Genomic DNA, 26,388 nt, shown 5'->3' with positions numbered 1-26,388 from the left:
GGGCACTTTTTGATTGGATTAATTACTGTGTTATTTCTGATTTTAGGAGCAATTTGCGGATACTTTTTCAGTAATATGCGCATTAAAAGCCAAATAGATACTGCTAAACGTCAAGCACAACATCACTTAAAAAAGTCAGCCGATGAATATGCTTATAAAGCTAAAAAGATTATTGCTGATGACAAACAAGATGTATTGCAATATCAAAAAATTGCTGATGACGAAATTACTTCTCAACAAGAAGAAAATAACACTCGTGAACAACGCTTATATCAACACGAAAAATACTTAGACCAAATGAAAACACGTTTGCTTAAGTTTTCGCAAGATTTAAAATCACAATCCGACGAACAACGACGAGTACAAGATGATATCGACGATGTTTTACTACAAGCTAAAGACATTTGGCAACAACGTGAAGAAATGTTGCAAAATATTAGTCGAGTAGATAAAAACACTGCAAAACAAACGGTTTTAAACCAAACTTCCAATGAACTAAGTCGTGAAAAAGATATTGAAGTTAAATATAACTTGTCTGAAAGTAAAGTAGCAGCTAATAAGATTGCTAATGACTTAGTGATTGAAGCCATTCAACGTGGACCACGTGATGAACCACGTAGTCATATTGAACGCAACGTTAACGTTCCTAATGGTGATGTTAAAGCAAAGTTGATTGGAAAAGACGAACAACATATTCGTTTGCTAGAATCCTTGACCGGTACCGATTTAATCTTTGACGAAGATGTTCCATTGTTGTTACACATCGTAACGCATGATCCGATTAGAAGAGAAATCGTCCGAAACACGATTGAAAGCTTAATTATTTCGCATCACTTTACTAACAGCAATATTGAATATTTAGTTAATATTACTACCCAAAAAGTTAACGCCGAATTGCGTGAAACAGGGGAAAACGTAGTACATTCTCTACGCGTAGGACGTGTACATCCTGACCTAATGAAAATTATCGGTAAGATGAAATACCGTACTAGTTATGGTCAAAACGTGCTATATCACTCGGTAGAAACTGCGCAATTAACTGGTGCTTTAGCTGCTGAATTAGGTTTAAATACCCAATTAGCTAAGCGGGCTGGTTTACTTCATGATATTGGTAAATCCATTGACCATGAAGTCGGTGGTACCCACGTGGAATTAGGGGTTAAATTAACTCAAGTATTCCACGAAGATGACGTAGTGGTAAATGCGATTTATTCTCACCATGGGGATGTGGAACCTGATAATCCTATCTCTATTTTGGTAGCTACGGCTGATGCCATTTCAGGTGCTCGTCCAGGAGCTAGAAGTGAATCGATTGAAGAATATGTCACTCGTCTTCGTAACTTGGAAGCTATAGCTAACCGCCATAAAGGTGTTAAAGATAGTTACGCTATTCAAGCCGGAAGAGAAATTAGAATCATTGTTAACCCAGAAATGTTAAATGATGATCGAAGCCAACAATTAACCCACTGTGTTAAAGACCAAATTCAAGATGAATTAACTTACCCAGGAAAGATTAAGGTAACTACTATTCGTGAATTAAAGGCCGTTCAATATGTGGGAAAAGCACCTAAGAAACATTATCGCAATGCTGTAAAAGAAGGCTAAATAAAAGAGTCCTAAATTATGTAAATGATTTTAGGACTCTTTTATTTATCTTAAGGACGGTAAATAACTTTAAAGTTGTGGTTATTTTCGGCTTTAATTACTTTGTGTTGACGAAGGTAATCAGCGATTAATTGACTCATCATATGATCGTCAGAACGTAAGATTTTATCTTGGTTAAACATTTGGAAGTTCCCACCACCGACGGCGCGGTAAACATTTAACGCAATCTTTAGTTCTTGGTCATCATCGACGGGCTTTCCGTGATAAGTTAAGCCCTCAATACGGTGACCCACGGGTTTAGCTACGTTGATAGTGTAGTTAACACCTTCGTACATATCGTAATTGTAATGCTTAGCTTTAGGAAAAATATAATCACGATTAATAGTGATATGACCATCACGATAATCAAAATATTTAGCACTAGTTTCCATAGCTTGTTTTAGATCGGCACCGGTGATTTTAAGTACGGCTAAACTGTTAGGGTAAACATAGTTAGTGATAATATTGCGCATGGTAATAGGATTTTCAAAACCGTGAGCTTCATCGTTAAATAAAGCGGTAGCGGATAAATCTACTCCCATAGTACGCATTTGAATGTTTTGAATAAATTGTACGAAACTGTTTTTGTTTAGACGCGCGGCAAACGCATCATCGAATTCCATGGAACCTTCGATGTGTGCCATAGGTTCATCTAACCAGTGATTAATTTTAGCTTGTATATCTGATAAATCATCAGCTAATTTACTATCTACGTCATAGTCTTTGGTAGGTAATAGTTCCACGTCACTGTCAGCTACGTAGTATTTTCCTTGATTGTTTTTTTGCACATCTAATTGAATGTGTCCTATGTATTCACCACGATGACCGGGTTGGATAACTGGCACACCTAGGATGTAATCAGCAATTTTGCGGTGTTGGTGGCCAGTAATGATGGCGTCGATACCCGGAACAGTTTTTAGTAGGGCATATGTTTCATTTTCGCCAGTTTGTACTTCAGTGGCATTACCATTTTTATCACGTTCGATTCCACCGTGATACATAACTACATTGATGTTAGCTTGTTTACGCATTTCTGGTAGGTATTTAGCAGCAGTATCGCGTGCTGATAGGAAGTGTAGTCCGGCTAGATTTTCTTTCTTTTCCCACTTAGTAGTACCTTGTGTAGTAAGACCTAGAAAGCCCACCTTTACCCCGTTGATGTTCTTAATAACATAAGGCTTGCCATAGGTGGGTTGGTGGTTATCATCTACAATATTAGCGCATAAAAATTGGCGATTACATTCGGCGATAGTATTTCTCAAATATTTTTGTCCATAATTAAATTCGTGATTACCTAAGATACCGAAATTATAATGCATTTCATTAAAAGCTATATCGATAGGGCAAGGGGCACCTTCTTCTTGAATTTTAGCTACAAAATAAGCTAGTGCGGAACCTTCCAAGAAATCGCCATTATCGATGGTGATAACGTTATCTAATTTATTTTTTAGTTGTTTTAGTGCGGTAGCACATCGCAACACTCCAAAGGGCTTGTTATCGTGAAAATTCACATAGTTAGTGGGAAACAAAAAACCATGTGTGTCACTAGTTTCTAATAGATTTATTTTCATATTGTCACCTCCGCAAAGTATTTACTTCGTTTTTAGTTGTGTGTCTATTTTATCACTTTTTATATAAAGGCAATTATTAATATAGATTATAATTGTTATTAATTTATTTTTAAAAATTAAATTGATTTATGTATATTATGTGTTAGTATGAAGTTGGTTACATATATTTACGAATTGTAAGTAAATATACTAACTATACCATAATTGTTTTTTTGTTAAATAATTAAGCGGTTAAGGGGTGATTATATGTTAAACCTTTACGTAGCACCAAGTAGTGCTTCCAGTCGTAAAGCTAGAGCTTGGTTACAAGCTCATAAAATTGCATTTAAAGAAAGAAACATTAATTCAAATCCGTTAAGTGGGGATGAAGTTAAGCAAATTCTTCGTCTAACTGAAAACGGAAGTGAAGATATTATTTCGACCCGTTCCAAAATTTTTAAAAAACTAAATGTTGATTTTGATAGCTTATCGCTTTCAAAATTAGTAGATTTAGTAGTGAAGTATCCGGATTTAATTAAGCGTCCTATTGTCTTTGACGATAAACGCTTGGAAGTGGGATACAACGAGGAAGAAATTCGTCGTTTCTTGCCCCGTTCCATTCGTGAGACTGAATTAAAAGAATTGGAATCACAATTGGAAGCTTAATATTTTCAAAATGTGAGTAGCGGCATAGTATTGCCGCTATTTTTTATTTGGGGAGTTTTTATATGATTAAAATGATTGCGTTAGATTTGGATAACACATTGCTAAATTCATCCAAACGGATAAGTGCTAAAAACCAAAAAATCCTACATGAGCTACATCAAAGACAAATTAAGGTAGTTGTCTGTACCGGACGTCCCATTAATGCTGTGTGGCCATATATTGACCAACTAGGTCTAATTGAACCTAATGATTATACCATTACTTTCAATGGTGGGATGGTAATTCGCAACCGTGATCGTCAGGTATTGTCCAAAACCGGCTTAAAGTTAGCTGATTTTGACCCAATTCATGATTATGCAGGCAAGCATGATTTACCTTTAGATATTTTAGATTTTAAACAAGTTTATGAATTAACCGATTTAGGCAAATCTAGTTATCAAGAAGTTTTGAATGCACCTTTGCAATTCGTCGATAAAGATTTTTCAGATTTATCTGATCAAGAATACAGTAAGGCTATCATGTCCGAATCTGTGCAACGCCTAGACCAAGCTAGAACGGACTTTCCGACAAGCATTACTGATAAATACAAGATAGTGCGTTCCCAACCTCAAATTATGGAATTTTTACCTAAGCAAATGAGTAAGGCATATGGGTTAAACATTTTACTAAAGCATTTTGATTTAGACTTTAGTAATTTGATGGCTTTCGGGGATGCTGAAAATGACTTAGAAATGTTACAAGAAGCACAAGTAGGTGTGGCTATGGAGAATGCCTCCGCAGCCATTAAAAAAGCTGCTGACGCCACTACATTGGACAATGACAGCGATGGAGTAGCGGCATACTTAATTAAATACTTTGCTTTATAAAAAAGTGTAAATAAAAACGACTTACTGATTAGTAAGTCGTTTTTAGTTTTATTTGTTGTTAGCGAATAAGTAGTTTAAGTATTCCATAAAGGTCTTTAGATAACGTTTTTCATCAACTTGGATAGCAGCGCTAGCAGTTGGATGTGGGTCATCTAGATGATCTTTATCACCGGTAGTACGACCGTAGTTGTGTTCGTCGGTGTGAACTAGTAAGTCAATATCTAGAGTTTGTACAAAACTAGGGTCACAAGCAACTCCGACAGCTAATGGGTCGTGTAGTGAACAACCGCCTAAAGCAGGATATAGTTCAGCGTAAATATCAATGTAGTAATCTACAATATCAGCGAATTTTTCACCGGCTACGGTGCCTAAATCACGCCATTTCTTAGTCTCGTTTTTAGTTAGTAAAGTTCTTAAAGTAACATCTAAACCAACCATAGTGTCGTGCAATTTGCTGCGGAATACTTCGTTAGCAGCAGTAGCATCTTGGTTAATATTAGCTTCGGCAGCGTCAGTAACGTTACCAGGAACGGTTAGGGCGCCACCCATTAAAGTAACATTACCAATTAAATCCGCAATTTCGGGATCTTTGCGCAATGCTAAAGCTAGGTTGGTAAGTGGACCGGTAGGAATAATAGTTAAATTCTTACCGTACTTATGTGCTGCTTCAATCATGAAGTCGACACCGGATTGTTCTTGAACTTGACGACTAGAAGCAGGAAGTTCTACGTTTCCGATACCATTTTTACCATGGATATGTTCAGAAACTTCCATAACTTCGAAGGTGTTACTTTCTAATGAATGGGGTTGTCCTTCGAAAACGGGTACATCAGTAGCACCTAGCATGTCTAGAATTTCTAGTGAATTCTTAGCAGCTTGGTTAACTAACACGTTACCGTAGGAGTTAACAACCCCAATCAAATCTGCGTTAGGTGCGGCTACCGCGTAGGCGATGGCCATTGCGTCATCGACACCTGTATCTACATCTAAAATAATCTTTTGTTTTGCCATAATGAAAAACCCTCCCAATGTTTTTTCCCCTCATAGGGGTTGATACCCCTATGAACATTTTTCATTAACCTCATTATATTAGTGTTAAGACAAAAATAAAAGAGGTTTCGCCGGTTTTCTCATTTTAGAAACGTCAAAATACGAACTAATTGGACTAAAACGGGATGAAAGTTAATAAAATACGTATGATAATTATTATTCTATATACATAACTGATTTTAGTATCGTCAGTTCGATCCATTATAATTCGCCTTTTAATATACTGTGTATTATAAAAGGAGATGCTTATGACTATAAACTAGCAAAACACGAACGATAATACAAAAACATATAAAATAGTTCTTGATTAATCTGAATAAAATGATAAACTTTTCTGTGGAGTGTTGGATTTTACATTTTTATACTTGATTTCATATATCCAAAATTTTAGATAAAAGAGGCCATTATTAATGAGAACTTTTGATTACCACAATGTTCAATTGCTACCTGAAAAATGCATTATTAAGAGTCGTAGTGAAACAGATGTTTCCGTTAAGTTCGGACCTAAAACCTTTCGTTTGCCAGTTATTCCGGCGAACATGGAAACTGTTATAGATGAAAATTTAGCTGTATGGATGGCAGAACATGATTATTTTTATATTATGCATAGATTCTATCCAGAGAAACGCCTGCAATTTGTGCAAAATATGCATGACAAAGGACTTTTTGCTTCGATTAGTGTAGGTATCAAGGACACTGAATATAAGTTCATTGACCAATTAAAATTGCATCATGCGATACCAGAATATATCACTATTGATGTGGCGCATGGCCATTCCGATTACGTTATTAAAATGATCAAGTATATTAAAAATAAAATACCCACTACTTTTTTAATTGTGGGAAATTTAGGTACACCAGATGCGGTTAGAGAAATAGAAAATGCTGGTGCTGATGCTACTAAAATTGGTATTGGACCCGGCAAAGCGTGCATTACTAAATATAAAACGGGCTTTGGAACCGGTGGTTGGCAACTTTCAGCACTTAAATGGTGTTCTAAAGCTGCTACTAAACCTATGATTGCCGATGGTGGAATTCGTAATAATGGGGATTTGGCTAAATCTATTCGCTTCGGAGCAACTATGATGATGATTGGTTCAGTATTTGCTGGTCATGTAGAATCGCCAGGGAAAATTGTAGAAAAAAACGGTAAGAAATATAAGCAATACTGGGGTTCTGCATCTAGTAAACAAAAGGGGACCCATCATAACGTAGAAGGCCGTCAATTGTTAGTTCCCTTCAAAGGAAGCATTAATGATACTTTGCTAGAAATGAAAGAAGACTTACAATCCTCCATTTCATATGCAGGGGGTAAAGATTTACGAGCATTACGTAAAGTTAACTACGTATTATTAGATAGCATCGACGAATAAAAAATAAAAGCTTTCGAATATTATCGAAAGCTTTTTAATTTGCATATAAAAAACTGCTAGACGATATTAATCATCTAGCAGTTATTAATTACGCTTTGTTTCTGAATAAGAATTCAGCGATAGTTTTATCTAGAGTTGGGTTTTCGTGTAACATAGAATGTTCGGCAGAAATAGGACCGGCTTGGTATAAGAAGAATTTGTATTCTTTAACGTATGGACGGACCAATTTACCCATAGGTTTAACGATGTCAACAGCTTCTTCACCGTCAGTACCTACGTTATAAATTTCTCCAGCAATGTTTAGAATCTTTAGATTACGAGGTAAGTTCTTTACTCGTTTATCGTTTGGATCATAATCATTAGCGATACTTACAAATTTGTTAACTTTAGGCGCATTCTTTTGATGAGGATGCTTTACCATGTATTCATAGGCAATAGCACCACCAGATGAATGACCTAAGAAGTTAACCTTTTTAATGTGGTATTTCTTGTATAAATAAGACATTACATTCTTCATTTGATCAGCTTCTTTATCTGGATCAGTGTTATTTTCAAAAATTAATTGTACTAACGGATTGTTTTTCTTAATTTTGTGTACATATTTTTTCATGGTAGTAACTTTACCATGAGCAGAAATATGGATACGAAGCGCACGTTTAGCAATACCGTGGTCATTAAATTGATTAATAAAGTCGTCGGTAGAAACTGCGTTACCACCGTAACCTGGAATAAAAATAGTGGCAGTTCTAGTTTTATCGACGTGGACATTATTTAAAACTCGACCTCTAAAAATCCAAGCAGTAGTGGTGAATAGGGCAATTAGCTCAATTAATAGAACTATTCCAATGGTAATTTTTCTGCGTTTAGTGTGCATAATTGTTCTTCCTTTGCTAAAGTATAATTATAAGATACATAATATATTAAATAACACAAAATTAAAAGGAGTTATACAAATGTCAAATAATATTTATGATATTACTATTATCGGAGGTGGCCCTATCGGTATGTTTGCCGGTATGTATGCGGGTCTCCGTAATGCTAAATTTCAAATTATTGAAAGCCTATCTGAATTAGGTGGACAAGTTAATGCTTTATATCCAGAAAAAACTTTACTAGATATTCCAGCATATCCACGTCTAACTGGTAGACAATTAGTGGATAATCTACATCAACAATTAGATAACATGGATGGTGATATTAAATTAAACCAAACCGTTATTAATGTAGAAAAAGAAAACCACCTTTTTAAGATTACCACAAATCAAGAAATAACTGAAACTAAATCTATCATTATTGCGGTTGGAAATGGTGCTTTTACTCCTAGAAAATTAAATGCGGATGGTACTGATGAATTCGAAGGGGACCAATTAGTTTACACCGCCAAGAATTTGGACGATTTCAAAGATAAAAACGTACTAGTTGCTGGAGGTGGCGATTCTGCCATTGACCAAGCTTTAATGCTAGAGGATGTGGCTAAACAAGTTTATCTATTACACCGTCGTAATGAATTTAGAGGACTAGAACATATGGTAGATTTATTAAAGAAATCTTCTGTAAAATTAGTTACTCCATACTTGATTAAAAAACTATCTGTTGCTAATGATAACCAAGTTCGTGTACACGCTAAGAAAATGCGTACTGATGATGAGTTCATCGACTTAGACGTAGATAAAATCTTAGTTAATTACGGATTCATTTCCAATAATAAAGATATGCAAGGTTGGGATTTAGATTTAGACGAAGACCATCATGCTACTAAGGTAGGACCTACTTTAGAAACTAACATGCATAATGTATATGCAGTAGGTGATCAAGCTAAATATGATGGTAAACAAACAATCATTGCTACTGGTTTCGGTGAAGTACCTATTGTAATTAACGCCATTATGAATGACTTGTATCCAGATAACCACGCACCTATTCACAGTACCCAACTATCTTAATTATTTCTTTTTGGCACCCTTTTTCGGGGTGCTTTTTTTGTGGACTTCTTTTTGTAGAGAATGAACTTCTTTAGTTAAAAGTTCAATTTGTTCGGTTAATTTATCAATTTTATCGTCAGTGGCATCGTTTTCTCCATGAGTGAAGAAATCGGTAATCGTGGAAGTTAACAAACCAATAAAACCAATTCCACCAAACATTAGAAAACCGGCGATTAATTTACCACCCACGGTTTGCGGAGAAATATCTCCGTAACCTACCGTAGTAGCAGTGGTAATGGCCCACCATAATGAAGTGGATAGATTATGTTGCTCAAAATGCGAATAAATTAACGCACTAAAGATTAGAATAACGATACTAATGGAAAATAAATAGATAAAACCAGTATCGTAGATAAAACGGTGTAGTCCGCCGGTAAATCTACCGTCCCAGCCGAATTTCCAAAATAGATTGTAGTAACGAATAATACGAATTACTCGATAAAGTCGAAATACTACAAAAATGGGATGGGCAGGGATTAGCGAAATTAAATCTAAGGAGGTTTCTAGTAAAAATCTTTTATGATTCTTAGCAAGTGCTAGACCTACGATATAGTCGATAATATAAAAAATCCAAATGCTGTAATAAGCAAGTGCTAGACCGCCGTGATAAATATTGATTACATGTAGGTAATCTAACCCGACTAAAGCAACTGAAAATATTGCTATAAAGACAATGAAAATATCATAGATTAATTCTACGTGCGGATTTTTAAAAGATCGCATTTGTTTCACTCGTTTCGTTTATTAATTAATATTATACATTTTACCCGTTGCAAAAAAATTAGCAAATAAAAAAGATAGCCATAAGTTGACTATCTTTTTAACTATTTAGTTTTTTTAATAGTTTTGTTATTCACTTCAGGAGCATCGGTATGGTAAAGACCTTGTGTAGTTTTTTGGTTCTTTTTATCGAATAAACTATTAGATTTATTACCTAGTTCAGTTTCTTTAGCTAATTCTTTTTGGAAACCGTTTTGGTAGTCATACTCTTGTGGGTTTACCGGAGTGAAACCGCTAGGCGTGTAGAAACGAAGCAAGTTTTGTTCGTTTAACTCATCAGAGTAAGATAATTCGGTATTTACCTTAGCTTGCATCTCGTTGAAAATACGACGTTGATGAGGGCTAGGATGAATTACTTTACCAGTACGATTACTATAAATAGTTCCGCCGACGGAAGTGTATTTTGTGCTTACCCAATCGCGATTTCTAAAGGCTACGACAGTATCATGATCCTTGGAGAATAAGTCGGTTCCAAATTGTACATATTTATTAGTATTAATACCTAGTAAGTGAAGTAGGGTAGGTAAAACATCGATTTCTCCACCATATGTTTTATCGATGTAACCATGTTTCATACCGGGGATGTTAAACATTAATGGAACTCGTTGCAATTGTGCATTATCGAAGTCGTTCCAATCATCTGGATTCTTACCTAATTCTTTAGCTAGGTTGACGTTTTCGGAATTAGAAATTCCGTAGTGGTCACCATATAGCATGATAATGGACTTCTTTAATAGACCGGAAGCCTGTAAGTAGTTGTAGAACTCACGTAATGATTGATCTAGATAATGAGCAGTCTTGAAGTAGTTATCTACCTTGCTGTCACCAGTATTAGAAGTCTTGAAGTTAGAATCTTGACTATCAATAGTATATGGGAAATGGTTAGTTAAAGTAATGTATTTAACATAGAAAGGTTGTTGTAATCTTTCAAGATATTTTACAGAATCTTTAAATAATAATTTATCCTTTAGACCATAACCCATGGAGTTACTGCCAGCGGTGTTATAGTAACTAGCATCGAAGAAGTATTGGTAACCAATGTTTTTGTATACATTGTTACGATTCCAAAAACTAGCTACATTTCCGTGGAAAACGGCACTAGTATAGTTTTGTCTTTGTTTTAGAATGGATGGAGCAGCTTGAAAGACATTATCACTACCAAATTGGGTAAATAAAGAACCCTGAGGTAGTCCAAACGTACTAGTTTCCAGCATGTTTTCAGCATCAGAAGTCTTACCTTGACCTACTTGGTGAAAGAAGTTACTAAAGGAGTAAGTAGACTTACTATGGTAGAGACTATTTAAAAATGGAGTAACTTCCTTTCCGTTGACTTTCTTATCAATTAAGAATTGTTGGAAACTTTCCAAGTGAATAACGATAACGTTTTTGCCTTTTTCCGTGCCAAACAATTTATCATTAGGAGCGGCATAATGTTTATGAACGTATTTTAAAACATCATTCATTTCCGACTTAGTAGCCATAGCTCGTAAGTCATTATTATGTTGTTGTTTAATACCGTCATAAGCGGTAAAAGTATCTAAACCTAAGTATTTAACGATGTAAGTACGATCAAAAGTTCTAGTTAATAATTGTGGACGAGCCATTTCACCAAAAGATAGGTCAGCTAAAAAGATTAGAATAGCGACAGATGTTAAAGTGAAAGCAGCTTTAAAGCCCACTTTTTTATTATCAATACGAATAAAACGAACCAATAATAAAATTAAGATTAAAACGATATCTAACCAGTAGAACACATCATGAGGCATAGTTAATGCTAAAGAGGAACCGCTAAGACCTTGATTAACCTTAGAATAACCAGTCATAGTGCTGACGGTCATAAAGTCGGTGAACTCACGATAATAAATAACGTTTAAATATAGTAACAAAGTATTTAAACCATCAATTAATAAGATGATGGGATAAAATAATCGACTCGATTTAATATACATAGCTAGACCGAATAACAACACGGTGGTGGCAATCGGATTAAAGAATGCTACAAAGTATTCGAAGGGATTGGCCAAACCAAGTGAAAAGTCGGTGAAATATGCATAGATAGTTTTTAGCCAAAATAAAGCTACTAATAGGAAGAAAAATCCGTATCTAGTAGAAATTTTAGCGCGAATATAATTTATCGCTTTCAAAATTAAGTGCTCCTTTGATATAATTCTTCTTTAATATTAACAGACACGAGCTAAAAAGGCATGTTTTTATTAACTAAAAAACAATTAACACAATATGTTGCTATTTAATTTTAGTGTATCACTATATATAGTTGCGTTTTTTTGAAAAAGTTGTAAAATATATTAGTAAATTAAAGAAAGGATGCGCACGATGCTAAGTAAACCTAAATTAGATATACAATTAAATAATGGCAAAATGATTAAATTCGCACCAGAAATGGTCCGCAGTGATTTATTAGCATTAACTAAGAATCAGGAGGTCATTCATCGTGCGGAAATGCTGATTTTAGTTCAGTTAAGTTCCTATACAGTCATTAAACTACATGAATTACAAATGATTATTTACAAAACCTTAGATCAATTACGTTATCATAAAATTGCATCTAAATATTATAATGCAGAATTAAGTTAGGCAAAATATTGTCTAACTTTTTTTCATAGTGATATGGTATTAATACCAGCTTAATTAAGGAGATGACGATTATCAAATTTAATCTATATGTGGTAAGACATGGACAAACTTATTTTAATATTTTCAATCGTTTACAAGGATGGAGTAATTCACCTTTAACCGAAAAAGGAATTGAAGGGGCAAAAGACACTGCAAAAAAGTTAGCAAATATTAAATTTAGCGCAGCATTTTGTAGTGATACTACTCGTGCTATGCACACTGCCCAAATTATCCTAGATGCTAATAAAGCCGGTTCAGTGGATCAACCCTTAACCTCTCCTTTATTACGAGAAGAATTCTATGGATATTATGAGGGAAATGACATGCCACAAACTTGGTATGTAGCAGGGGCACCTCATGGTCTACCTACCTTCAAAGATATCGTAAATAAGTATTCAATTGGTAAAGCCAAGGATTATTTAAAAGAAGCTGATCCTTTCCATATGGCAGAAGATAACGAAGAATACTGGACTAGATGGAATAAGGGATTAGATTTTATTCGTTCAGATAAAAATATTCATGATGGCGATAACGTGTTACTAATTAGTCACGGTAACGCAGTATTGAGTTTAGTAGAACGCTTCGGAAAAGGTAAGTACGATGTTACAGAACGTCCCGCTAATGGAAGCTTAACTAAGTTAGAAATTACCGATAACGATGCTGAAGTTACCGGCTACAACATTCAATAATTAATTACGAGATATTAGTACGATTAGTATTAATGTCTTTTTTATTACATAAGACAAATAAAAACCTCAATGATTAATCATTGAGGTTTTTTTATATTCAGGATTTTAGAGATTGTTATTAAGCTACACGGCCGTAAGCAACCACATGCCACCAAGGAGCATGTACACGTTCACGGATAACACCACGGTTTTGAGCATCAATCATTTTACCACGACCAATGAACATACCTACATGGTAGATATTACGTCTAGATGAACCGATAAATACTAGGTCACCTTTGCGTAAGTGACGACGAGCAACTCTTCTAGTTGAATGGAATTGTTGTTGAGCAGTTCTTGGTAAGTTAACACCTAGTGAGTTACGGTAAATGTAACTAGTGAAACCTGAGCAATCAAATGCGTTGGCACCAGCAGCACCGTAAACGTATGGAGAACCTAATTTTGATTTAGCAACACGGTATACTCGTGAAAATTGAGCACGACTTTCAGCATGTGAAACGTTATTGTGGTTATTGCTCATTACTCCCACAAATAGTAGTGCTACTAAAGTAGCAAATGCAACAGTTAATTTTGTAAAACTTTTCTTCATCTCTAAAAAATCCTCTCTTTTTTCTCTTCTCTTAATTTATATACATCATAGCGAAGAAATGTTGCAAAATTGTAACAAAGCAATTGCAAAACTATTAAATCTTGTACAATCTTATGTTTTTTTAATAATTTGCGTTTATATTATATAAATATAATGAGAAAAGCTGAAATGCTACTTAATTTATGATAAATTTAATAACAGACGCATAATGAAAAGGGGTAGCTACATGTTAGGTTTAAAGAAGCTTTTTCCAGATAAAATGGACCTTAATAAGCTAATTTTTCGAATCGGAGAGGTTAGCAAAATGCTCAATGTATCTACACGTCAGCTTAGATATTGGGAAAAAAAGGGGTATATTGAGTCCATTCGTGATGAAAAAGGTAGTTCTCGAGTATTTAACATGGAAAATTTTACCCGAGTAAGTCTAATTAAATATTACTTAGATAAGGGCTTTACTTTAGTGAGAGCAAATGAAATAACGCAAACAAATATGAGTAATATGGCTTATTTACGTCGCTTTGTTATGTATGCTTTTCAAGATATAGAAATGATTGAAAATCAACCGGCCATTAATTTAGGCTATTTTGATGACGAAAAAACCTCTATATTATATGGATTTATTGATAAAAATGATGAAGTAAAATATCGAGTAATAAAAAATAAAGAGGAAGATAGATAATGAAACATACTAATAATAGTAAGAAAGTTGTAGTAGCCGTAATTGTAATTATCGTTTTAATTATTGCAGGATGGGGAGTAAAACAAATCCATTCTTCTATGCGTCAAAATGAAATTACTAAACAAGATCAACAACGCATTTTAGACGCGCAAAATGCTGATGCACAAAAACGTCATGAATTTGCGGAAAAAATTGCTAAGCCTGCTATTGAAGTTTATCAAAAACAAGGTACGGTTTTACCAAGTATTGTAATTGCTCAAGCTATTCAAGAATCTAACTGGGGACAATCCAAGCTATATCAAAAGGCTAATAATATCTTCGGTGTAAAGGGTGACTACAAAGGTCAATCCATTAGTTATTACACTGATGAATATGTAAGTAAAGATACTCCAGTTAAGAAGGGTGTTAAGGTAGTTCGTGAAGGTGACCAAAAGAAGATTTCAATCCCTGCACAATTTAGAAAATACCCCGATGTATACACTGCCGTTGCTAACCACGACCGTGTAACTGCATTAAACTTCATTAAGAAGAGAAACATTACTAGCTTTGAAGAACAAGCTAACTTATTACAAAAAAATCATTACGCTACTGATCCTAACTATGCAAAATCATTAATTAATTTAATAAAACAATACAATCTACAAAAATATGATAAGCAAGCTATAAAATAACTAAAATTACTATTTTTCAGGTGTGGATTTTTATATAATATATGTAAATAAATTAAAAATAAAATAGTAGAGGAGACTTTAGGTGGTTTCATTATTAAATAAGTTGTATGGTCCGTTTTTGGATTTAAGCAATTGGCATCATGTGTTATTTTCCGAGGATGCCTGGGTGATTATTCTATCTTTAGTATTAATCGAATGCTTACTTTCTGTGGATAATGCGGTGGTATTGGCAACCCAAGCCCAAACATTACCTACTAAACGTCAACAAGAAGAATCATTATTCTATGGACTTTGGGGTTCTTATATTTTCCGCTTTATTATTATTGGTTTAGGCGTATATCTAATTCATTTCTGGGAAATTAAAATTGTTGGTGGTTTGTATTTATTTTATTTAGTTTATAAACATTTTGCACACAAAGATAAACCCAAAAAGACTATATTTAAACAATCGCAAACTGATAATAGAAAACATTTTTGGTTAACAGTGGGGCAAATTGAATTTATGGATATTGTATTTTCCATAGATTCAGTGTTAGCTGCATTAGCTATTTCTACTAATCCAGTTATTGTATTTTTAGGTGGTGTAATTGGCATTTTATGTATGCGGGGCATTGCGGAAGTAATTATGTTGATTATGAAGAAGGTGCCAGAGTTAAAAGCTATGGCTTACTTCTTAATAGCTGTAATTGCATTAAAATTAATTTTGTCGATTCCCGCTATCGATATAGAAATCTCACCTATTCATTTTGGATTGATTGTATTAGTAGCATTTTTGGTTACTTTTGCTATTCACTATATTCGCGTAGTTAAGAAAGGACGTTAATCATGGCAACCGTTATTACCCCGGATAATTTAAAACAAGAAACTGATAATCCCATTACTGTAATTGATTTTTGGGCACCATGGTGTGGTCCATGTAAGATTATGGATCCGGTAATGGAAGCTATGGAAGCCGAATTCGGTGACCATATTCATTTCGGTAAGATGAATGTAGATCACAACGAAGAGATTGCTAAACAATACAAAATAATGGGTTTACCTAGCATCGTATTGTTTAAACACGGTAAGGCTTGCGAAAAAGTTACTGGTGTTTATACTAAAGAAAAAATGGCACATTATTTAAATCGTAAATTAAAAGAAATTTAAATTTTTATTGACGAAAATAAAATCTAGTGCTAATCTTTATTTAATCAAATATGAAAAAAACGAAGATTCCAAATTAAGTAACGAATTAACTGGGCGTCAGGAAGTCGGTGGTTGCTGCGAACCGATCAGGTTAATTTCGATGAAATACATTGGATAGTGTCTACCCAAGAACGGTACCTAGAGCTGTTATTTCTAGAGAGTGAGTAATATTTATATATTACTAATTTGGGTGGTACCACGGTCAAAAATAATAATAATCGTCCCTGTTGTTTTAAACAACAGGGACTTTTTTTATACGAAAGAAGCGAATAATTATGAATAAACCTAGTTGCGGAGGGTTAATCCGATATTAAAAATAAAATCAAACGAAAAAAAAAGATAAATCAAAGGAGCGAAAAATATGCAAAAAAGTAAACCAGCCGTTAGTTTAGCTGAAGGAATTATTATCTTATTAATTATGATTGCTATTATGTCATTTGGCGTAATTGGCTTAGGAGTTTCTCCTGAAGTACCTATTTTGATCAGTATCATGTTGTTAGTCTTTTGGGCTAAATTTAAAGGTTTTAAATGGGATGACATTGACGAAGGATTCGTAATCGGAGTTAAAAACGGTATCGTGCCATTATTTATTTTCTTATTAATCGGTTCATTAATCGGTGTTTGGATTGCTTCCGGTGTTATTCCTAGTTTGATGGTATTTGGTTTTCATTTAATCAATGTTAACTGGTTCTTACCATCTATCTTTCTAGTATGTGCTTTGGTAGGAACTTTCATCGGTAGTGCCTTTACCGTAATTTCTACTTTAGGAATTGCCTTTATGGGAATTGGTATCACTATGGGGATGAATCCAGCCATGATTGCTGGTGCCGTAATCTCTGGTGCGGTATTTGGTGATAAATCTTCACCATTGTCTGCAACTGTTAACTTAGCATCTGCCGTTTCCGGTGCAGATTTAATTGATCATATTAAAAACTTAATGTGGTCAACTATTCCTGCTATGTTAACTTCATTTGTACTATTTATTTTCCTAAATCACAGCGATGGTCGTGCTAACTTACGTAACGTGAACCAAACTGTAAACGTCTTAAATGCTAACTTCTATATCTCATTATGGGCAATTATTCCGGTAGTTTTACTATTGGTATGTGCTTGGACTCACATTCCTACTATTCCTACTTTGTTTATTAACATTGTAGTTTCTATCGCTTTATTATTTATCCAAAATCCACATACTAGCTTAGTACAAATCAATAACTTAATTACTAACGGTTTCGTGGCAAAGACTTCTAACAAAACGGTAAACACCTTATTGTCACGTGGAGGTATTAGTTCCATGATGAGTACCATGGCATTAATCATGATTGCTTTAGCCTTTGGTGGATTATTAATGCACTTGGGTATCATTGATGCCGTTATTAAACCATTAACTAAGCATTTAAACAGTGACGCTAAATTAATTATTACTGTTATTTTAACTGCTATTGGGGTAAACATTTTCGTAGGTGAACAATTCCTATCCGAAATTTTACCTGCCAACGCATTCAAGAAAGTATTTAAAGAACAAGGCTTAGCACCAGTTGCATTGAGTCGTGCTATCGAAGATGGGGGAACCGTAATTAACTACTTAGTGCCTTGGGGTGTTGCCGGGGCATTTATCGCATCTACTTTAGGTGTTCCTGCTATTCATTTTGCGCCTTTCTTATTCCTAAGTATCTTCTCTCCTATTTTCTCCATTTTGAGTGCCTTGACCGGTATTGGTATTAAACATTTTAATGATAAAGCGACTATATAAAATTAAATGATTAATATAAATTCCTACTATTATATGGTAGGAATTTTTTTAGTTAAATGCATTAATTTTTTTATATAATGCTAAGTAGCATTTTATTGAAATCCTTAATTGAAACTTATAAAGTTGCAGATTTTTCAAAATGAAACACGTAAAAAGTAAGTAATACGCTTTTTTTAGAAATAATTGTAGAAAAATTGCGGATAGCTAGTACAAGATGCTTTTAATAAAAAATCCCGAGTTTATGGTCACGGTGTTCATTAAATCGTACAAGATATTACTTCAATGTTACAAATTTTACATAAATCCATGTACATGTAATATTAATGAAACGCTTATGAAAACTATAGCCTATAAAATAACTATTCGTTGCTATGAAACCAACATTTATATTTTCTCGATTTATTTATTTAAGGAGTGTTGAACTTATTCGAACTAAATATAACGTTTCTATTCTGGTAATCGCAATCTCAGTAATGGGATTATTGTCAATTTTCCGCAACGTGAATCTACCCACTACAGCTAGTACTGTAGTTACTGTAAAATCTGGCGATTCTTTGCAAAACTTGTCAGATAAATACAATGTTTTTATTTCCGTCCTGGAAAAAGATAATCATAAGTACAGTAATGATGACTTATTGGTAGGAGATAGATTATTGATTCCTAACCAACATAAAAATGAGGCAAAGCCATCTACTAAGCCTCAAACTTCTAAGAAATCGAAAACTAGTCATCCTAAGGTAGATCCACAAGCTGCATGGAACCGAGCTAACGCCGATGCTAAAGCGTGGATATCTTTCCATGAATCTACCGATTCATATACAGCTACTAATGGCCAATATTATGGTAGATATCAACTAGATCGTAACTATTTAAATGGTGACTTTTCACCATCTAATCAGGAACGAGTTGCTGAGCACTACGTTTCTGATCGTTATGGATCATGGGTGAATGCAAAAGCGCATTGGGTAACTCATAATTGGTATTAAAAAAGAACGCTAAAGTTAGACCAAAGAGTCTGATTTTAGCGTTTCTTTTTTATTATAGAAGAAAATGTAGGAATATTATGGTTAATTCTACAGGATGTGTACGTCGTTAATATCCATGACAAGAAGGTTTTATAAAAAATAAATGGGATTTTTCGATTTGCAAGGATTTTTTTAAATTTTTTTGCATTTTTTTATAAAAAAATTGTAATTTTCACTATCTTTTGTAAAATAACTTTGCTGTAATGACGGTGATTATATATATCTTATTTAACATTTATTACACAAAAAATACAATGTTACGAAAAGCGCTTATATTTTAATGCTAGTGAGAAGTCTATGTAATGATTAGCATGTAATATATACAACAGTTAATCAAATGAGTGATTAACCTATTCAAGTATTTCGCAGTTTATATAGATATATGAATTAATTTTATAGGAGTGAATTTTTATCGTTAAATTAAATATTAAATCAATGTTATTCGCAACTGCTGCAGTTGCAGGTCTATTCGTCGCAGGTGGAAGTGCTAACGCAAATGCACATGCTGATCAAACCAATAGTCAAGTTCAACAAGTAACTACCACTAAAGTAAACAATACTAAATATGTAGTAGTTAAATCAGGCGATACTTTATGGGGTCTTTCACAAAAACACCATGTATCACTACATGCATTACGTTCCGCTAACAAGCGTGAAAACACTGACTTAATTTACGCTGGTGAAAAATTAGTAATTCCTAACTCATCAGTTAAGAAGGTAGTTACTAAGCGTGCGGCACAACCTGCAGCACAAACTACTCAAAGTGCTCAACTAGCAGCACAACCTGCACAAAACACTCAAAACGTGCAAGCCGCACCTACTCAAAATACTCAACCAACACAAACTACTCAAAGAACTCAATCTGTAGCTCAACCGGCTGCTAATAGTAGCGCTGCCAAAGAATGGATTGCACAACGTGAATCTAGTGGTTCATACACTGCATCTAATGGTAACTACTATGGTAGATACCAATTATCTTCATCCATGCTACATGGTGATTATTCTGCTGCTAACCAAGAACGAGTTGCTAATCAATATGTAAGTAGCCGTTATGGTTCATGGGATAATGCTAAGTCATTCTGGATGCAAAACGGTTGGTACTAAACTTTATTCATCTCTCACTCTCTTAAAAAGTCGCCGATTTTTTCGGCGACTTTTTTTATTGGAAATATTTCGATTGCAGCGACGTTAATTTAGTAATATTCGTTAATGATGCGACTACTAATATACGTTTAGTTTCTTGTGCTTTACCACTAGCACAGGTAATGATAGTTAGGGTAGGCTTAGCATAAGTATCGGTTACGTAATGCGTTTCAAATTGCGAAATGTGTCGTTTGATGTGAATGCGATAAGTATACACGCGCTTGCCATCAGTTAGATAAATATTATTCCCTAACTGTGTCCGATGTAGAGAACCTAACAGTAATTTTTTATCTTGCATATGATGTCCGGCGATTGCGAAGTTTCCTTTGCCCATATGTTGTTTAGCTTGCATGGTGCCCACACCGGTTAACAACTCCGTATTGTTTAAACCATAATAGATAGGTAGTTTAATGTTAACGGCGGGGATGGTTAGTTTGCCGATGATGTTGGTATTAGCAGGATGTCGTAGGGCTTGTGTCCAGCTATTATTATCGATACTTTTAATTTTGGTGAAATCAAAATTGCTGTGTTTCTGTGGGACCGTGATAGAGTGCTTATTAGCATTGCGCGACAACTGTATTAAAGTTAATTTTCCAATACTTGGTGCGGTTAATAACCATAAAGCTACTACTAATAAAATTATCCAACCGGTGGTAAATAAAGTTTTTTTCATATTGTTTCTCCTAAGTGATTTACGTTATTTTATCACGTAAAACAAAAAAGCATGGTGGCATTAACCATGCTTTTTTGTAATTAAGCTAATAAAGTGGTTTTAGCTAGTTGCTTCCAAACATTGGTCATTACGTTAGTGGATTCACGATCAGGACCTACTGCGAATGTGCAAAGTTTGACACCCACTAATTCAGCTACCCGAGTTAGATAATATTGAGCGTTATGAGGTAATTCGTCAATGGTATGACATTGGGTGATATCTTCATTCCATCCCGGTAAATATTCATAAACGGGTTCACATTTAGTTAGAAAATCTAAGTTAGCGGGGTAGTTGGAAATAAGATTACCTTGGTAACGGTAGCCAACACAAACGGGGATTCGTTCTAAACCGGATAATACATCTAAACAGTTAAGTGATAAATGAGTAATGCCGGAAGTACGTACGGCGTGTTGTAATACGACCGTGTCTAGCCATCCGATACGACGGGGACGCTTTGTAACTACTCCGTATTCATGGGCGACTTCACGAATATGTTCGGCACGTTCGTCAAAAATTTCGGTAGGAAAAGGTCCGTCACCAACACGTGAAGTGTAAGCTTTGCAGACACCTACCACAGCATCGATACGGTTAGGACCAATTCCTGAACCAGTAGCGGCGTTAGCAGCAGTGGGATTAGAAGAAGTGACGAATGGATAAGTGCCATGATCAATGTCTAACATAGCACCTTGTGCACCTTCAAATAATACTTTCTTATTTTCATCTAAATATTGGTTAATTAAATACGAAGTATCGCAAACGTAAGGACGAATTTTTTCGGCTAAGGCACAGTATTTAGTGTAGATGTCATCGAAATCAAAAGGTGCATGTTCGTAAAATTTTTCCAAGAGGGCATTTTTAATACTTAGTGCTTGTTTTAACTTATGGGAAAAAGTTATAGGATCTATTAAATCTGCAATGCGAATACCTATACGTTCAAGTTTATCCATATAAGCAGGACCAATGCCTTTATGGGTTGTACCAATTTTATTAGTCTTTTGCTTTTCTTGTAGTTCATCAAAAAGTTGATGATAAGGCATAATTACATGCGCACGTTCGGAAATACGCAAATTTTTAACAGAGATGCCATGTAATGTGAGATAGTTCATTTCATCAACTAATGTTTCAGGATTGATAACCACTCCATTTCCAATAATACTTAATTTATCTGCGTAAAAAATACCGGATGGAATTAAACGACAGTGAAATTTGTGATGGTTAATGACGATAGTGTGACCAGCATTATCACCGCCTGAATAGCGAACAATCATGTCTGCATCCTGACTTAGGAAGTCAGTGATTTTTCCCTTTCCTTCGTCGCCCCATTGGCTACCTACAATAACGATTGATGACATCTAACTCACCTCATATATTATTTATGTTTTTTAATTTAATGGAGATTAATCACTCCACGATTGATTGTAACACCATATTTGGTTAAATCAAGAACTATTTTAGTATAATGGTCATTAATGTTCGTAAAATAAAAAATGTATAGGGTGTATAAAACTTAAATACACTAAAACTTGTATTAAATACGAATTATATGTGGTATGATTAGAACATATTGAACCAGAAAGGGTTGAATAATATGCTTGATCGTTACACTAGACCAGAAATGGGGTCTATTTGGTCCCAATATAATCAATATTCATCTTGGCTCGCAGTAGAAGTGGCTGTGGATGAAGCTTGGACACAATTAGGGAATATTCCAGAAGATGACTTAAAATTAATTCAAAAAAATGCAACATTTGATGAACACGAAATTGCTGAATTAGAAAAAGTTACTCATCATGATATGGTGGCTTTTACACGTAATGTTTCTCAGTATTTAGGTCCGGAAAGTAAATGGATTCATTTCGGGATGACCAGTACAGATATAGTAGATACTGCGCAAGGCTATCGTTTGAAACAAGCTAATAAGATTTTACGTGAAGATATAGCTAATTTGATAGAAACTATTGGTAATAAAGCTAATAAATATAAATATACAGTAATGATTGGACGTACCCATGGCGTACAAGCAGAACCTACAACTTGGGGGCTAAAATTAGCTCGTTGGTATGATGAAATGCAACGTAATTTAAAACGTTTTAACCGAGCGGCTGAAGAAATTCAAGTAGGTAAAATTTCGGGAGCGGTAGGTACATTTGCTAATGTAGACCCGTTTATTGAACAATATGTATGTAAAAAGTTAGGATTACGTGTCCAACCCATTAGTAGTCAGGTGTTGCCACGTGATTTGCATGCTAATTACATTGCCACTTTAGGGATGATTGCCACTAGTTTAGAAGGATTTGCGACGGAGATTAGAAATTTACAACGTTCTGAAATCCATGAAGTTGAAGAACACTTTGCTGCAGGACAAAAGGGTTCGTCTGCGATGCCACATAAGCGAAATCCCATTGGTTCTGAAAATATTTGCGGGTTAGCGCGAGTAATGCGTGGACATGTACTAACTGCAATGGAAAATGTTTCATTATGGCATGAACGTGATATCTCTCATTCCTCAGCCGAGCGAGTTATTCTGGCTGATTCCACTATTTTATTGGACTATATGTTACATCGCTTTACTAAAATATTAATTAATTTAGATGTTTTTGAAGATCGAATGGAAGAGAATTTAAATGCTACTTATGGATTGGTTTATTCACAACGAGTGTTGTTAAAATTAGTGGAAGCGGGGATGTCCCGTGAAGCGGCATATGATTTGATTCAACCTTTAACGGCGATTTCATGGGAACAACATCGTGCTTTTAAACCTTTAGTACAAAATGATACTACCATTGCCGAATATTTATCACCTGAAGATATTGATGATGCTTTTGATTATCATTATCATCTACGTCATGTTGATCAAATTTTTCATCGTGTGGGTTTAGGTAAATAAAGGTACTAAAGACGGCTTTATTGTGTATTGAGTCTAAATCGTTTAAAATGTTATCTAGGTGATGAAAATGATGAAGAAACTCAATATGTCAAAACAAGGTTGGGGCTTTGCGGTAATATTTTTTATTTTAGCAGCCTATTATACTTTTACACGTGCTCACTTTGCTGGCTGGAAATCAGTTAAGGTGACATTTCATTTCTTAGATGGAACGGTCTTACTTAGCTCATTAGTCTCTATGGTAACTTTATTACTATTTTATATTATATGTACATTGTTGCCATCACGCCGTATTGTGATTATCCCTACTATTTTTACGTTATTATTAGCAGGGCAGGAATTAGCATTGTCTTACTACACATTACCTGTAGGTGACATTCTAGGTGGTTTAGTAGTATTTGTTGGGACTATTTTATTGGTATGGATTGCATATCTATATGCACAAGTTAGTTTCGCAGTTATTGATACTATTAAAGATGCTGATGAAGGTAATTATTTTTCTCGTTGGATTAGACGAGTAAAAATTAGTGTAGTGAAAGAATGGCGTGCGTTAATAGTTGCAATTATTTTATACGCATTGCTTAATGCTTCTATCGTAATGACATTAACTCTTAAATAAAAAAGAAATCCCACGATGTGAATCGTGGGATTTTTTTAGTCAAAGTAAGTATGCAAGAAGCTTTTAATACGTTGACGGTAAGCAACAGGGTTTACCCAGAAGCTTTCTTCATGTCCCGCACCAGGTACAATCCATAATTGCTTAGGACCATTAGATGCAGCATAGTTTTCATATGACATGTAAGTGGGAACGTAAATATCGCTATCTCCGTGGATGAATAGGGTAGGGAGATTGTTTTTCTTTAAAGCTTCGGTACAAGAAGCGTCATGTAATCTGTAGCCTACCTTATACCAGTTAATAGCACTGACAAGTGGTTCAATAGGATATGGGGGAAGATTGAACATATCTTTTAGAAGATAATTGAATTCGTCGCCCACGTTAGTGTAACCGCAATCAGCAACGATTGCTTTAACCTGTTTAGGAAGCTTTTCACCGCTCAGCATAGTAACTATTCCAGCTCCCATACTAATTCCAAATAGTAAAATTTTCGCATCTTTGCCGACTTTATCTAAAACTAAATTAATCCAACGTAAGTAGTCGATGCGATCCTTCCAACCATAACTTACATATTTACCATCGCTATCACCGTGAGCACGATCGTCTGGAGCCAATACATTAAAACCTAATTCATGATATAACTTAATAAAATTGGCCATGGTTTCACGATTACAACCTACACCATGAGCCATGATGATTGTTCTTTTGGTATCCTTTTCAGCGGGAACGTATGAGGCAATCATTTTTTCGCCAGAGTCAGTTTCATTTAGAATCCATTCTTCTTTAGGAATAGCATGGAACCAATCTACATAGCGGTAATAAGCATAGGCGAAACGTAATTGACTAGTTTGTGGAACTGGCTCATCGTCTTTTCGATTCATTCCCAATTTAAATAAATAATTACTAAACATAAAAGTACCTGCACTAACGGCTGCTGACATAATACCTAGTGCAGTGGCTGTTTTCTTTAAATGCATAATCATTCCTCCCAATTAGTCAGTTAAGTAGAGAGATTTTAGTTTATCGATGTCATTGTCGGACAATCCAATGAATTGATGTAAGAAGTTATCTACAGTACTATAATTTTCCTTAATAGTATCCATTGCGGCATTGAAGTATGATTCATCTACGGTGTATAAATTATTTAAATTTTGCTTTAAAGCATCATTCATGCCATATTTACTAAATTGTTTGATTTTTAGTTCTATATAAGGCTTCATAGCATCTTTGGATAGCAAGTAGTCTTGTTTAATGGTTTCTTCATCAACGCCTAAGGCAAATAATAAAAAGGCTGCAGAGAGACCAGTACGATCTTTACCTTGTGCACAGTGGAATAAAATTGCACCACCATCATTATTTAGTAACGTCATAAATAACTTATGGAAAGCTTGTTTAGCAGATTCACTGGTTACCATGGATTGGTAGGACAATATCATATTTTGTTTTCCACGATTGGCGTCATATTTATATTGCTCTGCGTAATCAGCACCGGTTTTATCATGGCCGCTGTTGAATATGGGGTTGGCAACTAATTTGGCATTGCCGGGTAATTTATCAGCAGCTTTATTACGTTCGCTATCCGATCTAAGGTCGATATCGTACTTAATACCGTATTTTTCTAGAAAGCCTAAATCGTCTTCAGATAAATCAGCTAACTCGCCAGAACGTAAAATTTTATTCCATTTTACATGACGACCGTCAATGGTTTTATAACCACCTAATTCTCTAAAATTATATCCATTTTTTATATCTAAAAGCCGGTTGTTTTGCAAATTTTTTTCCCCCTTAAATTCCGTTCAGTCTATTTATTCTATTTTAAAAGAAAATGTTCTTTTAGAAAAGAGATAATACTTTAATATAAAAAATAATAATAAAATGTATTTACTTTTTAATCCAT

At 34.7% G+C, this 26,388-nt stretch carries 26 protein-coding genes; 16 read left to right on the top strand and 10 right to left on the bottom strand.

From position 1 onward, the window contains the following. Positions 1-9 precede the first annotated feature (9 nt). Positions 10-1,605 carry a ribonuclease Y gene (rny, locus tag D7I45_RS05935; RefSeq protein ID WP_120784794.1) on the top strand — a complete coding sequence of 532 codons (1,596 nt, stop codon included), beginning with the start codon at positions 10-12 and terminating at the stop codon, positions 1,603-1,605. Between the two features lie 50 nt (positions 1,606-1,655). Here rny and D7I45_RS05930 read toward each other — a convergent pair whose 3' ends face one another. Further along, positions 1,656-3,215 (bottom strand): bifunctional metallophosphatase/5'-nucleotidase, encoded by a 1,560-nt coding sequence (locus tag D7I45_RS05930; RefSeq protein WP_120784793.1) that lies wholly within the window; start codon positions 3,213-3,215, stop codon positions 1,656-1,658. Positions 3,216-3,461: 246 nt separating this feature from the next. Between D7I45_RS05930 and spx the strand changes: the two genes are divergently transcribed. Together spx and D7I45_RS05920 are read left to right on the top strand one after the other, a co-directional pair. Beyond that, the gene (gene spx / locus D7I45_RS05925) at positions 3,462-3,860 is read left to right on the top strand and encodes a transcriptional regulator Spx (RefSeq protein ID WP_120784792.1); all 399 of its coding nucleotides are present in this window, start codon (positions 3,462-3,464) and stop codon (positions 3,858-3,860) included. A 62-nt stretch (positions 3,861-3,922) separates the two neighbouring features. After that, positions 3,923-4,726, top strand: coding sequence for an HAD family hydrolase (locus D7I45_RS05920; RefSeq protein WP_120784791.1), 804 nt, complete (start codon positions 3,923-3,925; stop codon positions 4,724-4,726). Between the two features lie 48 nt (positions 4,727-4,774). Here the strand turns inward: D7I45_RS05920 and D7I45_RS05915 are convergent, their stop codons facing one another. Then, a complete protein-coding gene (locus D7I45_RS05915) occupies positions 4,775-5,737 on the bottom strand; it encodes a nucleoside hydrolase (protein ID WP_120784790.1) in 963 nt (320 codons plus the stop codon). A gap of 449 nt (positions 5,738-6,186) precedes the next feature. On the opposite strand from D7I45_RS05915, the gene D7I45_RS05910 reads away from it, so the two are divergent. After that, positions 6,187-7,149, top strand: a complete 963-nt coding sequence (locus tag D7I45_RS05910; protein ID WP_120784789.1) for a GMP reductase — start codon at positions 6,187-6,189, stop codon at positions 7,147-7,149. Between the two features lie 88 nt (positions 7,150-7,237). On the opposite strand, the gene D7I45_RS05905 is transcribed toward D7I45_RS05910, so the two are convergent. After that, a complete protein-coding gene (locus tag D7I45_RS05905) occupies positions 7,238-8,023 on the bottom strand; it encodes an alpha/beta hydrolase (protein WP_120784788.1) in 786 nt (261 codons plus the stop codon). A gap of 79 nt (positions 8,024-8,102) precedes the next feature. Between D7I45_RS05905 and D7I45_RS05900 the strand changes: the two genes are divergently transcribed. Next, positions 8,103-9,092: an NAD(P)/FAD-dependent oxidoreductase gene (locus D7I45_RS05900; RefSeq protein ID WP_120784787.1), complete on the top strand. Its 990-nt coding sequence runs from the start codon at positions 8,103-8,105 to the stop codon at positions 9,090-9,092. Here D7I45_RS05900 and D7I45_RS05895 read toward each other — a convergent pair whose 3' ends face one another. Next, positions 9,093-9,854: a potassium channel family protein gene (locus D7I45_RS05895; RefSeq protein WP_120784786.1), complete on the bottom strand. Its 762-nt coding sequence runs from the start codon at positions 9,852-9,854 to the stop codon at positions 9,093-9,095. It abuts the gene before it with no gap. 101 nt (positions 9,855-9,955) lie between these two features. Continuing rightward, complete coding sequence (locus D7I45_RS05890) at positions 9,956-12,046, bottom strand: LTA synthase family protein (protein WP_422664733.1); 2,091 nt, start codon at positions 12,044-12,046, stop codon at positions 9,956-9,958. Positions 12,047-12,245: 199 nt separating this feature from the next. Between D7I45_RS05890 and D7I45_RS05885 the strand changes: the two genes are divergently transcribed. Together D7I45_RS05885 and D7I45_RS05880 are read left to right on the top strand one after the other, a co-directional pair. Continuing rightward, positions 12,246-12,506 (top strand): hypothetical protein, encoded by a 261-nt coding sequence (locus D7I45_RS05885; RefSeq protein WP_120784784.1) that lies wholly within the window; start codon positions 12,246-12,248, stop codon positions 12,504-12,506. Between the two features lie 68 nt (positions 12,507-12,574). After that, a complete protein-coding gene (locus tag D7I45_RS05880; RefSeq protein WP_120784897.1) occupies positions 12,575-13,234 on the top strand; it encodes a histidine phosphatase family protein in 660 nt (219 codons plus the stop codon). 118 nt (positions 13,235-13,352) lie between these two features. On the opposite strand, the gene D7I45_RS05875 is transcribed toward D7I45_RS05880, so the two are convergent. Continuing rightward, positions 13,353-13,823: a C40 family peptidase gene (locus D7I45_RS05875; protein ID WP_120784783.1), complete on the bottom strand. Its 471-nt coding sequence runs from the start codon at positions 13,821-13,823 to the stop codon at positions 13,353-13,355. A gap of 226 nt (positions 13,824-14,049) precedes the next feature. Here D7I45_RS05875 and D7I45_RS05870 point away from each other — a divergent pair, with 226 nt between their 5' ends. The 7 genes from D7I45_RS05870 to apf all read left to right on the top strand — a co-directional run bounded on the left by D7I45_RS05870 (position 14,050) and on the right by apf (position 20,240). Beyond that, positions 14,050-14,502, top strand: a complete 453-nt coding sequence (locus tag D7I45_RS05870) for a MerR family transcriptional regulator (protein WP_162924109.1) — start codon at positions 14,050-14,052, stop codon at positions 14,500-14,502. Next, positions 14,502-15,173, top strand: coding sequence for a glycoside hydrolase family 73 protein (locus D7I45_RS05865; protein WP_120784781.1), 672 nt, complete (start codon positions 14,502-14,504; stop codon positions 15,171-15,173). The genes D7I45_RS05870 and D7I45_RS05865 overlap by 1 nt, the downstream gene beginning before the upstream one ends. A gap of 82 nt (positions 15,174-15,255) precedes the next feature. Beyond that, positions 15,256-15,996: a TerC family protein gene (locus D7I45_RS05860; protein ID WP_120784780.1), complete on the top strand. Its 741-nt coding sequence runs from the start codon at positions 15,256-15,258 to the stop codon at positions 15,994-15,996. Positions 15,997-15,998: 2 nt separating this feature from the next. Further along, on the top strand, positions 15,999-16,319 hold the full coding sequence (gene trxA, locus D7I45_RS05855; RefSeq protein ID WP_120784779.1) for a thioredoxin: 321 nt from the start codon (positions 15,999-16,001) through the stop codon (positions 16,317-16,319). A 400-nt stretch (positions 16,320-16,719) separates the two neighbouring features. Beyond that, the gene (gene nhaC / locus D7I45_RS05850; protein WP_120784778.1) at positions 16,720-18,111 is read left to right on the top strand and encodes a Na+/H+ antiporter NhaC; all 1,392 of its coding nucleotides are present in this window, start codon (positions 16,720-16,722) and stop codon (positions 18,109-18,111) included. Positions 18,112-18,584: 473 nt separating this feature from the next. Then, positions 18,585-19,097 carry a LysM peptidoglycan-binding domain-containing protein gene (locus tag D7I45_RS05845; protein WP_162924108.1) on the top strand — a complete coding sequence of 171 codons (513 nt, stop codon included), beginning with the start codon at positions 18,585-18,587 and terminating at the stop codon, positions 19,095-19,097. A 474-nt stretch (positions 19,098-19,571) separates the two neighbouring features. After that, positions 19,572-20,240, top strand: a complete 669-nt coding sequence (gene apf, locus D7I45_RS05840; protein ID WP_120784776.1) for an aggregation-promoting factor — start codon at positions 19,572-19,574, stop codon at positions 20,238-20,240. Positions 20,241-20,295: 55 nt separating this feature from the next. On the opposite strand, the gene D7I45_RS05835 is transcribed toward apf, so the two are convergent. Next, positions 20,296-20,952, bottom strand: coding sequence for a class A sortase (locus D7I45_RS05835; RefSeq protein WP_120784775.1), 657 nt, complete (start codon positions 20,950-20,952; stop codon positions 20,296-20,298). 80 nt (positions 20,953-21,032) lie between these two features. Then, positions 21,033-22,343: an adenylosuccinate synthase gene (locus D7I45_RS05830; RefSeq protein WP_120784774.1), complete on the bottom strand. Its 1,311-nt coding sequence runs from the start codon at positions 22,341-22,343 to the stop codon at positions 21,033-21,035. 236 nt (positions 22,344-22,579) lie between these two features. On the opposite strand from D7I45_RS05830, the gene purB reads away from it, so the two are divergent. Together purB and D7I45_RS05820 are read left to right on the top strand one after the other, a co-directional pair. Continuing rightward, positions 22,580-23,878 (top strand): adenylosuccinate lyase, encoded by a 1,299-nt coding sequence (gene purB, locus D7I45_RS05825; protein ID WP_120784773.1) that lies wholly within the window; start codon positions 22,580-22,582, stop codon positions 23,876-23,878. Between the two features lie 67 nt (positions 23,879-23,945). Then, a complete protein-coding gene (locus D7I45_RS05820; RefSeq protein WP_162924107.1) occupies positions 23,946-24,494 on the top strand; it encodes a hypothetical protein in 549 nt (182 codons plus the stop codon). A gap of 35 nt (positions 24,495-24,529) precedes the next feature. Here D7I45_RS05820 and D7I45_RS05815 read toward each other — a convergent pair whose 3' ends face one another. Continuing rightward, positions 24,530-25,468 (bottom strand): alpha/beta hydrolase, encoded by a 939-nt coding sequence (locus tag D7I45_RS05815; protein WP_120784771.1) that lies wholly within the window; start codon positions 25,466-25,468, stop codon positions 24,530-24,532. A gap of 15 nt (positions 25,469-25,483) precedes the next feature. Further along, positions 25,484-26,263, bottom strand: a complete 780-nt coding sequence (locus D7I45_RS05810; RefSeq protein WP_120784770.1) for a tyrosine-protein phosphatase — start codon at positions 26,261-26,263, stop codon at positions 25,484-25,486. Positions 26,264-26,388: the final 125 nt, after the last annotated feature.

Origin of the sequence: Apilactobacillus bombintestini (assembly GCF_003627035.1) — a bacterium.
GTDB lineage: Bacteria > Bacillota > Bacilli > Lactobacillales > Lactobacillaceae > Apilactobacillus > Apilactobacillus bombintestini.
Note: the sequence above shows the minus strand (reverse complement) of the source record. Positions and strands in the feature narration are given on the sequence as shown.